At 47.8% G+C, this 12,778-nt stretch carries 11 protein-coding genes, 2 rRNA genes and 1 pseudogene (1 of these 14 only partly in view); 9 read left to right on the top strand and 5 right to left on the bottom strand.

The genetic code is table 11. From position 1 onward, the window contains the following. Positions 1-94: 94 nt before the first annotated feature. The 4 genes from AC4G46_RS27475 to AC4G46_RS27460 all read left to right on the top strand — a co-directional run bounded on the left by AC4G46_RS27475 (position 95) and on the right by AC4G46_RS27460 (position 3,288). The gene (locus tag AC4G46_RS27475) at positions 95-976 is read left to right on the top strand and encodes a helix-turn-helix domain-containing protein (protein ID WP_491128989.1); all 882 of its coding nucleotides are present in this window, start codon (positions 95-97) and stop codon (positions 974-976) included. A 99-nt stretch (positions 977-1,075) separates the two neighbouring features. Further along, complete coding sequence (locus tag AC4G46_RS27470; protein WP_042180625.1) at positions 1,076-1,378, top strand: ArsR/SmtB family transcription factor; 303 nt, start codon at positions 1,076-1,078, stop codon at positions 1,376-1,378. 27 nt (positions 1,379-1,405) lie between these two features. Continuing rightward, positions 1,406-2,797, top strand: coding sequence for an aldehyde dehydrogenase (locus tag AC4G46_RS27465; protein ID WP_491125495.1), 1,392 nt, complete (start codon positions 1,406-1,408; stop codon positions 2,795-2,797). 38 nt (positions 2,798-2,835) lie between these two features. Further along, positions 2,836-3,288 carry a DUF1569 domain-containing protein gene (locus AC4G46_RS27460; RefSeq protein ID WP_491125494.1) on the top strand — a complete coding sequence of 151 codons (453 nt, stop codon included), beginning with the start codon at positions 2,836-2,838 and terminating at the stop codon, positions 3,286-3,288. Positions 3,289-3,297: 9 nt separating this feature from the next. Here the strand turns inward: AC4G46_RS27460 and AC4G46_RS27455 are convergent, their stop codons facing one another. The 5 genes from AC4G46_RS27455 to AC4G46_RS27435 form a co-directional block, all read right to left on the bottom strand. Next, positions 3,298-4,311: a sensor histidine kinase gene (locus AC4G46_RS27455; protein ID WP_491125493.1), complete on the bottom strand. Its 1,014-nt coding sequence runs from the start codon at positions 4,309-4,311 to the stop codon at positions 3,298-3,300. A 79-nt stretch (positions 4,312-4,390) separates the two neighbouring features. After that, complete coding sequence (locus tag AC4G46_RS27450) at positions 4,391-5,071, bottom strand: response regulator (protein WP_491125492.1); 681 nt, start codon at positions 5,069-5,071, stop codon at positions 4,391-4,393. A gap of 49 nt (positions 5,072-5,120) precedes the next feature. Further along, the gene (locus tag AC4G46_RS27445) at positions 5,121-5,639 is read right to left on the bottom strand and encodes a class I SAM-dependent methyltransferase (RefSeq protein WP_491125491.1); all 519 of its coding nucleotides are present in this window, start codon (positions 5,637-5,639) and stop codon (positions 5,121-5,123) included. A gap of 56 nt (positions 5,640-5,695) precedes the next feature. Continuing rightward, the gene (locus AC4G46_RS27440) at positions 5,696-6,151 is read right to left on the bottom strand and encodes a DedA family protein (protein WP_491125490.1); all 456 of its coding nucleotides are present in this window, start codon (positions 6,149-6,151) and stop codon (positions 5,696-5,698) included. Between the two features lie 210 nt (positions 6,152-6,361). Further along, positions 6,362-7,234 (bottom strand): helix-turn-helix domain-containing protein, encoded by an 873-nt coding sequence (locus AC4G46_RS27435; RefSeq protein WP_491125489.1) that lies wholly within the window; start codon positions 7,232-7,234, stop codon positions 6,362-6,364. Between the two features lie 160 nt (positions 7,235-7,394). Here AC4G46_RS27435 and AC4G46_RS27430 point away from each other — a divergent pair. The 5 genes and pseudogenes from AC4G46_RS27430 to AC4G46_RS27410 all read left to right on the top strand — a co-directional run. Then, positions 7,395-7,517, top strand: a pseudogene (locus AC4G46_RS27430) (amidohydrolase family protein); the annotation flags it as partial. An 8-nt stretch (positions 7,518-7,525) separates the two neighbouring features. After that, positions 7,526-8,416: an aldo/keto reductase gene (locus tag AC4G46_RS27425; protein ID WP_491125488.1), complete on the top strand. Its 891-nt coding sequence runs from the start codon at positions 7,526-7,528 to the stop codon at positions 8,414-8,416. Next, positions 8,416-9,438, top strand: coding sequence for a zinc-binding alcohol dehydrogenase family protein (locus AC4G46_RS27420; protein WP_491125487.1), 1,023 nt, complete (start codon positions 8,416-8,418; stop codon positions 9,436-9,438). The genes AC4G46_RS27425 and AC4G46_RS27420 overlap by 1 nt, the downstream gene beginning before the upstream one ends. 509 nt (positions 9,439-9,947) lie before the next feature. Continuing rightward, a 16S ribosomal RNA gene (locus AC4G46_RS27415) occupies positions 9,948-11,495 on the top strand. Positions 11,496-11,795: 300 nt separating this feature from the next. Further along, a 23S ribosomal RNA gene (locus tag AC4G46_RS27410) occupies positions 11,796-12,778 on the top strand; it runs 1,943 nt beyond the window's last position. Together the 16S and 23S rRNA genes form the textbook arrangement of a ribosomal RNA operon.

Genomic DNA, 12,778 nt, shown 5'->3' with positions numbered 1-12,778 from the left:
ATTGATTGTGATGGATATTGTTATCTGATTTAATAGATAAATCAGATTTCTCTTGTATTTTAGGGCATTTATAGGAAGGAGAGGTAGAGTGGATATGGCTAAAAAAGTGATGGATTATGCTATTCACGGAGAGCGTTCCTATGGCATTCTGATTGCCGGACATTTCAGTGTAACCACTGATTACGCGATCCATCGGCCATCGGGCAGCAGGGACTGGCTGCTGATTTATACCATTTCCGGCGAAGGGCAGATTCAATTGGGCCAGGAGGCAGTGACATGCACCGCAGGGGATATGTCTATTCTGCTGCCTGGAATGCCTCATCAATACAGCACCAAAAAGAATGAATGGGAGTTCATATGGGCGCATTTTATCCCTGATCCGCAGTGGAGCACCTGGCTGAAAATTCCGGAACCGGACCAGCCATTTATTTTTCATCATATCTCTTCTATAAAGATGCGCCAGTCCATTCAGGAGGCTCTAATGCGGATGGTCGCTCATGAGCTTCCGGGCGTAACCTCTATTCTTCACCGCAGGCTGTCTGAAATCGGACTGGAAGAAGCGCTTGTTCATGCCCAGATAAACGCAGACCCGGATCATACCGTTTCCATGGACCCGAGAATCGCTGATATTTTGCGTGATTTACAGCTGAATCCGGCTCAAAAGGTCAGCTTGCCCGAGCTTGCCAAGAAAAGCTGTTTATCCATTTCCCGTTTATCCCATCTATTCAAGGAGCAGGTGGGTGATACGATTCTGAATACATTGACTAAATTTAGAATGGAGAGGGCGGCCCAACTTCTTGCCGGCACCCAGCGTCAGGTGGCAGAGATTGCTGCCGATGTCGGATTTGATTGTGCGATTCATTTTACACGCAAGTTCCGTGACACCTATGATGAGACGCCATCCGTATACCGGAAACGCAAGCGTGAAGAGCTGCAGAAGGTGGAAGGTCATGAAATACAACTTACAGAAATGTAAACCGGAGCAGCTTGATTTTCATACGGCAATTTGTTACTCTGTATTTACACCATTGGTTTAAAAGTTTAAACATTTAATCATAGATAGGGTGAATGCTAAATGGGCAAACAGGCGCTGGACATATTCCGTCAAAGCCTTCCGATTCTCCAGGTATTAAGCGATTCGAACCGTCAGGACATTCTGCTGTTTCTGTCCGAGAATGAGAAGCTCACGGTCAATGAAATAACGGAGCGGTCCAAGCTGTCACGGCCGGCAGTTTCCCATCACCTGAAGCTGCTGAAGAATGCGGGCGTCATTGACGTGGAGCAAATAGGTACCCAGCGCTATTATTATTTATCCATGCAGGAGGCAGTGGAGCTGTTGAAGAAGCTGCTGGCTGCATTGGAGCGCGATTGTTTATAAATGTAAAATTAACTGGAGGTGTATTAGATGGAACAGTGGACTACAGAGCGGGTCGAACAGATACTACAGGAGCACCGGAGTAAGCTGAATAACGGGTATACCCGCAGCCTAAGCTTCCGGCAGGAGCAGCTTAGAAAGCTCGCTGATGCGATTAGAAGGAACGAGCAGGAGATACTGTCAGCACTTTATCAGGATCTGCACAAAAATGAATTTGAAGCCTACTCCACAGAAGTCGGGTATGTGCTGAACAGCATCCGGTATATCCGTAAGAATCTGAAACAATGGATGAAGCCGCAGAGGGTGAAAACACCATTTTATCATGTTGCCTCGAACAGCCGGATATATAAGGAGCCCTATGGAACTATTCTGATTATAGGCCCCTTTAATTATCCCTTTCAGTTATTGCTGGAACCCCTGATAGGTGCAATTGCCGCAGGGAATAGTGTTATCCTGAAGCCCTCCGAGAATACTCCGGCTGTCAGTGCAGCTGTAAAGAAGCTTATAGCCGAGACCTTTGATGAAACGTATATCCGTGTTATTGAAGGGGAGAAGGAGACTACCTCTGCACTGATTCATGCTTCGTTTGACTATATCTTCTTCACCGGAAGTGTGCCTGTCGGTAAAATTGTCATGGAAGCAGCGTCCCGGAACCTTGTTCCCGTTACGCTTGAGCTGGGAGGTAAAAGTCCTGCGGTTGTAGACCGGTCGGCTAATCTTGACGTTGCTGCTGAAAGAATTATCTGGGGGAAAATGATCAATGCAGGCCAGACCTGTATTGCCCCGGACTATGTCCTGGTGCATGAAGAGGTCAAGGAAGAGCTGATCGGCAAGATGAAAGAGGTTTTATCCAGATTTTTTGGTTCTGATGCGCGGGAGAGCCAGGCTTATGGGCGGATTGTTAATGAACGCCAGTTCGACCGTTTAGCTGCTATGCTGGACAAGGATCAAGCCCGTATCGTATCTGGGGGCAGCCAGGTCAGGGAAGAGCTTTATATTGAACCGACGCTGCTTGCTGCAGAATCCTGGTCTGATGCCGCTATGGAAGACGAGATTTTTGGTCCGATCCTGCCAATAATGGGTTTCGGCCACCTCAAGGATGCAGTTAACATGATTAACAGCCACCCCAAGCCATTGGCATTGTATCTGTTTACGGAAGACGGTCACGTTGAAAAAGAGGTGATAACCCGGGTATCGTTTGGCGGTGGCTGCATTAATGATACGATCAGTCATGTGGCCAATCACCATCTGCCCTTCGGCGGGGTGGGACCGTCAGGCATAGGTGCCTATCACGGGAAATATAGCTTCGATTTATTCTCGCATGCCAAGAGTGTTTTGAGCAAAAGCACAAAGCTCGGAATTCCGATCTTATATCCTCCTTACGGGAACCGGTTGAAGTGGATTAGAAAACTATTACGCTGATGCCTTTTGTAGGGTGGCAGGCGAGGAGGAGAGGTACTATGAATAACGTTACGTTTGCTTCATTAGATGAAGTGAAAGAAGAGCTGTCCAAAATGTCCGGGCAGATTATCGTCCTGATGAAAGAATGGCCTGTCTATGAAATTCTGGCCCATTGCGCCCAGACCATTGAATATGCGATGACCGGTTATCCGCAAATGAAGCCAAAAGCGATAAGGAATACCATCGGCCGTGTTGCTATCCGGAAATTTCTGAAGCAGGGATACATGAAGCATAGCCTTACCGCTCATGTTCCAGGCGCTCCCAAGCCTGAGCTACAGGGTACAGCCAGAGAGGGGATGGATCTTCTGCTAAGGATAATTGAAGCATTTCAGGCATTTCATGGACCCTTGCAGCCCCATTTGCTTTTTGGAGAACTGAGCAAGGAGCAATATGATCAATATTTTGCGATGCATATCGCAGATCATTTTTCGGAGCTGCAGCATACGGACTGACAGTGATTACTATGCATTATATTTTCCAGCTTTTACAGGCAGTCTTAGTTGAAAAGTAAATAAGTCGTTTACATGATGAAGTGTAAGTGACCCCCCATGCAGCTCAGCGATATTTCTGGCAATGGAAAGGCCCAGGCCGGCTCCGGTCTGGATGCCTTCGCTGCTGCGGGAGTGGTCAACCTTATAAAAGCGCTCGAATAGTTTATCCTGCTGCTCCCTTGTTAGAGGGGTCCCCCGGTTTTCAACCCCGATTGTAATCTGCTTATCATCCGTTATCATCTGAATGCGGATGGCTCCCGGTTTAAAGGCGTATTTCAAAGCGTTCATCAGCATATTATCAATGGCTCTAGCGATTTTACCACTGTCCACCACCGAAAAAACGGGTGAGCTGCCGATATCTTTGATAAGATGAAGCCCGTTTTCATAAGCGATCGGTTCAAATTCAAACAGCAGCTGGTTCAGGAGCTGGTTCAAGTCGATCCGGTGTACAGTGAGATGGGTATCAACCGAATTAAGCCGGGTGTATTCAAAGAGGTCGTCAAGGAGCTTCTTCAGATGCGTGGCTTTATTGTAGGTATTGTGCATAAAACGTTCGTATTCTTCCTGGTCCTGAAAGGATCTGGATCTTAGAAGCTCTATATATCCGATGATGCTGGTCAGTGGAGTACGCAGGTCATGTGAAAGACCGGTAATCCATTCCATCTTCGATTGCTCTGCTTCCCGTTCTTTTGCAATTTGCCGCTCCAGTCGCTCTGTCATCTGATTGATGTTATAGGCTACCCGCCCGAGCTCATCTTGCCGCTTTACAGGAACGCGGTAGCTGAGATCTCCTTCAGTAATGGTTTGGAGGCCGCGTTCCAGTGTCATCAGATCTTTGACAATTCGGCGGGTTGATATTAGGAAGGTAATAATAAAGACCATTATAAAAAAAGGCGTAATGAAATAAGGAAATATCTTTTCCAGCCAGTCCATACCAGTCCCGATCTGAAAAACGAAGTAAATCAGTACATTGTTTAACGTCACAGCAAGAACTAAACTAAGCAGCATGCTGAGCAGAATGTTAACCTGGATCTTTTGTTTTCTGTTTGCTTGCTTTGCAGGTTTAGTCAATTTTATAGCCAACTCCCCAAACCGTTTTAATATATTGAGGACTCCGGGGGTTATCTTCCAATTTCTCCCGCAGGTTCCGGATATGGACCATAACCGTGTTATCAGAGTAGCCGAAGGGTTCTTTCCAGACCTTTTCATAGATATGCTCTGAGCTGAAGACTTGTCCCTCATGGCTGGCCAGCAGCACCAGAATGCTGAACTCGAGAGGAGTAAGTACAATTTCCTGATCTTTTAGCTTTGCCGAATGCTTACCTTTGTCAATCACAAGGTCTTTAATTAGAATAAGGGAGTTATTCTCCGCTTTGCCCAATAATGTTTGGCGCCGCATTTGGGCCTTTACCCGGGCGATCAATTCTAACGGATTAAAGGGCTTGGTCATATAATCATCTGCTCCGGTTGTAAGGCCGGTGATTTTATCAATATCCTCTTCTTTAGCGGATAACATAATAATGGGAGTATCAGAGATCTCTCTGATTTTTAGGCAGGCTGTAATTCCATCCATCCGGGGCATCATGACATCGAGGATTACCAGTTGAACTGATGAGGCTTGTACAACTTGTAAGGCTTTCTCGCCGTCAGCTGCTTCAATGACATGGTACCCTTCATTTCGTAAATAGACATGTATGATATCCCGGATATCGGATTCGTCATCAACAACAAGAATTGTATTCATCGGTGGCCCTCTCTTTTTGAATCTGGCAGCTTAGTATATATCAGATAGTTTACTTTTTCCGGCAGACGTACACAAACGCAGGAGGAACATTCAAAGGTACAAACTTAATAGCTTCTATAATAAAATGTTCAGAAAGCTGTTTCTTCATCTGCAGGGAGTACTGAAAGGCAATGAATAACCCGCCCGGCTTGAGGGCATGAACGATCTGTTCCATTAATACATCCCTCAGTTCGCGTTCAAAGTTAAAAAAGGGCAGCCCGCTGAATATACAATCCAGATAAATGATGTTTTTTTGATTAATGGTATGCACTAACCGGGTTGCATTAGCGTGACAAGTAAACCGGGGATAATGCATACGCAGTTTTTTCCTCATCACAGGATCCATTTCAAATAAAAAGACATTTGCATCCTGATTCACATTGGATTGAATGTAACGGGTGATAGGACCTGTTCCCGATCCAAGCTCTGCAACGGCCTTTATTTCATCCCAGTTTACCTGCCTGACCATCTTTTTTGCCAAAAAGCGTGAGCTCGGTGCCACACTTCCCACATTCTTCGGACTTTTCATAAACCTCTGAAAAAACAGTAAATGCTGATTCACTCATTATTCCCCCGTAATTAAAATTAAAATAAAGTATTTAAAAAAGATAAAATGTGATGGCCAAAGCTTGTGCCTGCCGTGAAAAAAGTGAGTGTCCAAACCAAGGCGCTCGAGTAGGCAATGAGGATAAACTTCTTGAGAGATCCTCTGTTGAATCCGATTAAAAAGGGAAGGAAGTATCTCACCACAGGTATGAAAATACCGATACACATCGCCCAGTCGCCCCGCCGGCTTAAGATTTCTTCAGCTTTTTGAAAATTGCGGTTGTGCTGAAGCTTAGGTTTTAAGTGCTGTCCGAACATTCTTCCTGCACAATGAAACAGGGTAACGGCCGTTAGAAGCCCGGACAGAATGGATACATAGGTCAACCCGATATTTAAAACACCGCTGCGGCTCAGAATAGCGCCAGTAACCACCGTAATTTCGTTTGGAATGGGGACACCAAAGGGTCCGAGGGACAAAGCCGCATAAAAAAACAAATAACCATAATGGTCAATGAATGATAAAAGTGTGCTGCTGATGGCCGGTCACCCTTTCTCTTTGCTGCTGATGCAGTCAGTTTAATGAACAGAACTGAAGAAATTACGGGGATAATTCTGAAGAAATTCTGAAGGATTGTATAAATGAAGCAAAAAAAGAAGCCTGCGGAGCAGTGAGACTTAGTCACTGAATACTCCTCAGACTTCTTTTTATATATCCGACTGGCTCTGTCTGTATTTGTGAGGCGTTACTCCGGTCAACGCTTTGAACATCCGGTAGAAATGAGTTGGTGTTTCGTATCCGCATTGTTCTGAAATATCGGCGATCTTTTGATCAGAGCGGATCAGGAGCTCCTTGGCACGGATAATCCGTTTGGCGTTCACATATTGGGTAACATTCATAGTGGTCAATTGGCGGAACACGCGTGAGAAATGAGGTGCGGATACATTGGCTTTTTCTGCGAGCCTGGCAAGGGAAGCTTCTCGTTCGGGATGCTCGTCGATATCACGCAGCACCTGCTTCATCCAGGAAGGGCCTACTCCGGTTTCGAGTGGGGCATTGCGTTTGCGGATAGACTGAACATGCCTGTTGATTTGCAGTAAAAGCTGGCATGAGAGAAGCTTAACGGCTTCATGATAGCCCAACTTTTGTTCTTCCAGCTCCTGATGGATTTGGCCGAGCGCCATTTCCGTAACAGATCTCAGAGGTTCCTGCAGCTCAATCTGGTAGATCCCTTTTTGTCCGGCAAAATCAAAGCATAATAAGCTGTTGTACGAATCGTCCATCGGCTCCATTGCAAGCAGAGTAGGGGCAAAGTAGAGGGCTGAGGATACAATGGGATCTTCGTTATGCGGCAGAGAATGATGGATCGTGTTCCCCGGTATGATGAACAGGTCACCCTGTTTTTTTTCAAACCAGGCATTATCAATAAAGAATACACCCTTACCCTGATGGATATAGACTAGCTCATAGCGGTCATGCAGATGATCCGGGAGCTCGTTCATTTGTCTTTTCACCGTTTTGTATGCAAGCTCAAAGGGAAACAGAGGGTCGCCAAAGAAGGGTTTACGGATAGGCTTCACTCAGATCACTCCTTATAGAGAATGTTGTAATGCAATGATCGGATATCAAAATAGGTTATAAAAATGCATGTTTAGGACATTAAATACTTGATTCTCTTAGTATACAATGTTCATTGAAGAGGAGCATTACATTATGAATGCAGAAGAGGTGTGCAGCAGGATGCGTATTGACGCTCATCAGCACTACTGGAAAATCGCACGGGGCGATTACGGCTGGATTACACCGGAGCTGCCGGTGCTGTACCGGGATTTCATGCCGGTTGATCTGCAGCCGCTTCTTCGCTGGGATCGGTGTTTCGTGAAACGGATGACCGGCAGAGTATCAAGACTGTACATGCTGCCATTGATGCAGGCATTAACTATATTGATGTTTCACCCTATTACGGTCTGACCAAAGCAGAGACGGTACTTGGAAAGGCGGTTCAGGAGCTGCAGCGTGACAAGTTCCTGCTGTCCTCCAAAGCCGGGCGCTACGGTGAAGCGGCCTTTGATTTTTCCGCCAAACGTATCTTCAGCAGTGTGGAAGAGAGCCTTGGGCGGCTGCATACGGACTACCTGGATATCCTGTTCCTGCATGATATTGAATTCGTGCCGGCTGATATTCTTATAGAAGAAGCAGTGCCGGCGATGCTTAAGCTGAAGGAGCAGGGTAAAATCCGCTTCAGCGGGATCAGCGGCCTGCCTTTACAGCTGTTTGAAAAGCTGCTCCCGCAAATGGATGTGGATGCGATTCTGTCCTACTGCCATTATTCGCTCAACGACACATCTCTATTGGAATTGCTGCCACTGCTTCAGACAAAAGGGACCGGATTGGCCAATGCCTCTCCTCTATCTATGGGACTTCTGAGCACACGTGAGACGGCAGATTGGCATCCTGCGGGAAGCAGGCTAAAAGCAGTATGTAAACAAGCCGCCGAACATTGTGCCTCAAAAGGTACGGATATCGCCAAGCTGGCTGTTCAGTACTCTACCAGTCATGAACAGATTCCGACTACACTGGTCAGTACAGCTACTCCGGCCAATATAATCAATAATGCCGTTTGGACTGATGAAAAGATGGACGCTGAGCTGCTGCAGGAAGTGCTGGATATACTGAGGCCTGTTCATAATGAATCATGGGTTAGCGGCCGTCCTGAATACAACGAACGTCTGGAACCGGCCAAAGGGGGCGGAATAGCATAATGAAGGGAATTGTCTGCGAGAAAATCGGGAAATTGATCTGGCATGAAGATTTAACGGAGCCCTTACTGGAAAAGGAAACGGCCATCGTCCGCATTCGCCGGATTGGAATCTGTGGGACGGATCTGCATGCCTATCAGGGCAATCAGCCGTTTTTTAGCTACCCGCGGGTACTTGGTCATGAGCTTGCCGGCGTTATTGAAGCGGTAGGAGAGAATGAGGCAGGGCTGCACGCAGGGGATCAGGTCAGTATTGTGCCCTACATGCATTGTGGTGAATGCTCGGCTTGTCTGGGCGGAAAAACAAACTGCTGCGCAAATATGAAGGTGTTCGGTGTTCATATAGATGGAGGAATGCGTGAGCTGGTCTCTGTTCCGCTCAGTCATTTAATCAAGACAGAGGGGCTTACGCTGGATCAAGCTGCAATGCTGGAGCCGCTGGCGATCGGTGCACATGCCATCCGGCGCTCCGGCTTGACCGCAGGTGACACCGTTCTTGTTATTGGAGCAGGCCCGATTGGCCTGGGCGTTATGGCACTTGCCCGGTACGCGGGAGCCAGGGTCATCGCCATGGATGTTAATGAAGAAAGGCTGGAATTCTGCCGCAAATGGGCACAAGCAGAGTATACAGTGAATGCATTGCAGCCGCCGCAGGAACAGCTTACTGCTATTACCGGAGAATCAAGCGCAGCCTTTGTTATTGATGCAACGGGGAATGCCAAATCCATGACGAATGCATTCAATCTGGTTGCACACGGCGGATCGCTTGTATATGTCGGTCTGGTCAAAAGCGACATCACCTTTAATGACCCCAACTTCCATAGTCACGAGATGAGCTTGATGGGCAGCCGCAATGCAACCATGGAGGACTTCGATTTTGTACGGAGGGCCATCTCGGCCGGATACGTTGATATAGACCGTTATATAACGCACCGTTCGGGTTTTGAAGATATGGTTAACCATTTCGAGAACTGGCTCAAGCCGGAGTCCAGGGTGATCAAAGCGTTGGTTGAAATTAATGATTAATATGAAATAGATCTTATTTGGGTTAACATAGGTTAATCCATTTTTTTATTAAGTTTATCTACTCCTGTAACTCTACCCGGTCCAATAATGCCTAGATGATTCATAGAACATTTTTGAAAAAAAGCTTGCAATACATTTTCGGGCATGGTATATTCTTATTCCGGCCAAGAAATGCTGAAAAGCATCGAAGCCAAGCTCGAAAAAAGAAATTAAAAAAAAGCTTGACATTGAATGGTTGGAAATGATATAGTATAAGAGTTGCTGCTGACGAGAACATCGAAGGCGACAACGAGCTTGATCTTTGAAAACTGAACAACGAGTGAGTATCGGAATTCACTTCGGTAATTCCAAAACTGATGATTTTCGCAGCGTCTTGTACGCTTTAGAAATTCATCTTGAGAATGTAAATTCTCGTCAGATGTTTCAAAATGAGCGAATCGCTCTGACAATAGTTTTCGGATGGTTATTTCCTCGGAGTAATTCGGGTGAAGTAACCGCTCGGAAAAACCTTATTGGAGAGTTTGATCCTGGCTCAGGACGAACGCTGGCGGCGTGCCTAATACATGCAAGTCGAGCGAAGTTTATCCTTCGGGGTGAGCTTAGCGGCGGACGGGTGAGTAACACGTAGGCAACCTGCCCCTTAGCCTGGGATAACTACCGGAAACGGTAGCTAATACCGGATAATCCCTTTCCTCGCCTGAGGAAAGGATAAAAGGCGGAGCAATCTGTCGATGAGGGATGGGCCTGCGGCGCATTAGCTAGTTGGTGAGGTAACGGCTCACCAAGGCGACGATGCGTAGCCGACCTGAGAGGGTGAACGGCCACACTGGGACTGAGACACGGCCCAGACTCCTACGGGAGGCAGCAGTAGGGAATCTTCCGCAATGGGCGAAAGCCTGACGGAGCAACGCCGCGTGAGTGATGAAGGTTTTCGGATCGTAAAGCTCTGTTGCCAGGGAAGAACGTCCGGTAGAGTAACTGCTACCGGAGTGACGGTACCTGAGAAGAAAGCCCCGGCTAACTACGTGCCAGCAGCCGCGGTAATACGTAGGGGGCAAGCGTTGTCCGGAATTATTGGGCGTAAAGCGCGCGCAGGCGGCTATTTAAGTCTGGTGTTTAAACCTTGGGCTCAACCTGAGGTCGCACTGGAAACTGGGTGGCTTGAGTACAGAAGAGGAAAGTGGAATTCCACGTGTAGCGGTGAAATGCGTAGAGATGTGGAGGAACACCAGTGGCGAAGGCGACTTTCTGGGCTGTAACTGACGCTGAGGCGCGAAAGCGTGGGGAGCAAACAGGATTAGATACCCTGGTAGTCCACGCCGTAAACGATGAGTGCTAGGTGTTAGGGGTTTCGATACCCTTGGTGCCGAAGTTAACACAGTAAGCACTCCGCCTGGGGAGTACGGTCGCAAGACTGAAACTCAAAGGAATTGACGGGGACCCGCACAAGCAGTGGAGTATGTGGTTTAATTCGAAGCAACGCGAAGAACCTTACCAGGTCTTGACATCCCTCTGAATCCTCTAGAGATAGAGGCGGCCTTCGGGACAGAGGAGACAGGTGGTGCATGGTTGTCGTCAGCTCGTGTCGTGAGATGTTGGGTTAAGTCCCGCAACGAGCGCAACCCTTGACTTTAGTTGCCAGCAGGTAAGGCTGGGCACTCTAGAGTGACTGCCGGTGACAAACCGGAGGAAGGTGGGGATGACGTCAAATCATCATGCCCCTTATGACCTGGGCTACACACGTACTACAATGGCCAGTACAACGGGAAGCGAAGCCGCGAGGTGGAGCCAATCCCAGCAAAGCTGGTCTCAGTTCGGATTGCAGGCTGCAACTCGCCTGCATGAAGTCGGAATTGCTAGTAATCGCGGATCAGCATGCCGCGGTGAATACGTTCCCGGGTCTTGTACACACCGCCCGTCACACCACGAGAGTTTACAACACCCGAAGTCGGTGGGGTAACCCGCAAGGGAGCCAGCCGCCGAAGGTGGGGTAGATGATTGGGGTGAAGTCGTAACAAGGTAGCCGTATCGGAAGGTGCGGCTGGATCACCTCCTTTCTATGGAGAATCGTTTCCTGCAATGGAAACATTCAAATCTAAGTCTTCAGGAAGCATGCTTCCGAAGCGAGCTTTACTTCGTAAAGCTTTCTACTCACTCGTTGGTCAGTTTTGAGAGTTTAAGCTCTCTACTTGATCTTTGAAAACTGGATACCGAAACGAATTTGCGTTTTAGAACATTCCTTTAAGCTGAACTTGTGTAAACAAGTTTTGAATTAATGGCGATGCTAACGATGATCTTAACGAAAATAAAGGCTTTGAAGAAATTCAATGTCCGATATTTTCCGAAGGAAAAATCGAGGTTAAGCTAATAAGAGCACACGGAGGATGCCTAGGCGCCAGGAGCCGACGAAGGACGTGGCGAACAACGAAACTGCCTCGGGGAGCTGTAAGCAAGCTTTGATCCGGGGGTGTCCGAATGGGGAAACCCAGCTGTGGTAATTCGCAGTTACTCGTATCTGAATACATAGGATACGCAGAGGCAGACCAGGGGAACTGAAACATCTAAGTACCCTGAGGAAGAGAAAACAATAGTGATTCCGTCAGTAGCGGCGAGCGAACGCGGAACAGCCTAAACCAGGGGGCTTGCCTCCTGGGGTTGTGGGACGTCTCACATGGAGTTACAAAGGAATACGGTAGGTGAAGAGGTCTGGAAAGGCCCGCGATAGAGGTAAAAGCCCTGTAACCTAAACTGTGTTCTCTCCGAGACGGATCCCGAGTAGTGCGGGGCACGTGAAACCCCGTATGAATCCGGCAGGACCATCTGTCAAGGCTAAATACTACCTGGCGACCGATAGTGAAACAGTACCGTGAGGGAAAGGTGAAAAGCACCCCGGAAGGGGAGTGAAATAGAACCTGAAACCGTGTGCTTACAAAAAGTCAGAGCCCAATCTATGGGTGATGGCGTGCCTTTTGTAGAATGAACCGGCGAGTTACGTTTAACATGCAAGGTTAAGGTGAGAAGCCGGAGCCGCAGCGAAAGCGAGTCTGAATAGGGCGACTAAGTATGTGGACGTAGACCCGAAACCGTGTGATCTACCCCTGTCCAGGGTGAAGGTGCGGTAACACGCACTGGAGGCCCGAACCCACGTACGTTGAAAAGTGCGGGGATGAGGTGGGGGTAGCGGAGAAATTCCAATCGAACTCGGAGATAGCTGGTTCTCCCCGAAATAGCTTTAGGGCTAGCCTCGGTGAATGGAGTGATGGAGGTAGAGCACTGATTGGGTGCGGGGCCCGCAAGGGTTACCAAGCTCAGTCAAACTCCGAATGCCATTAACTTCTTG

The organism is Paenibacillus sp. fava2 (genome assembly GCF_058313675.1).
The sequence above is the reverse complement of the archived record's forward strand: the minus strand, read 5'-3'. Positions and strand labels throughout refer to the sequence as shown.

Excerpts from the sequence above, each read along its gene's own strand:
- AC4G46_RS27475 (WP_491128989.1), top strand. The coding sequence starts at position 95 with ATGGCTAAAAAAGTGATGGATTATGCTATTCACGGAGAGCGTTCCTAT.
- AC4G46_RS27470 (WP_042180625.1), top strand. The coding sequence starts at position 1,076 with ATGGGCAAACAGGCGCTGGACATATTCCGTCAAAGCCTTCCGATTCTC.
- AC4G46_RS27465 (WP_491125495.1), top strand. The coding sequence starts at position 1,406 with ATGGAACAGTGGACTACAGAGCGGGTCGAACAGATACTACAGGAGCAC.
- AC4G46_RS27460 (WP_491125494.1), top strand. The coding sequence starts at position 2,836 with ATGAATAACGTTACGTTTGCTTCATTAGATGAAGTGAAAGAAGAGCTG.
- AC4G46_RS27450 (WP_491125492.1), bottom strand. The coding sequence starts at position 5,071 with ATGAATACAATTCTTGTTGTTGATGACGAATCCGATATCCGGGATATC.
- AC4G46_RS27445 (WP_491125491.1), bottom strand. The coding sequence starts at position 5,639 with ATGAAAAGTCCGAAGAATGTGGGAAGTGTGGCACCGAGCTCACGCTTT.
- AC4G46_RS27420 (WP_491125487.1), top strand. The coding sequence starts at position 8,416 with ATGAAGGGAATTGTCTGCGAGAAAATCGGGAAATTGATCTGGCATGAA.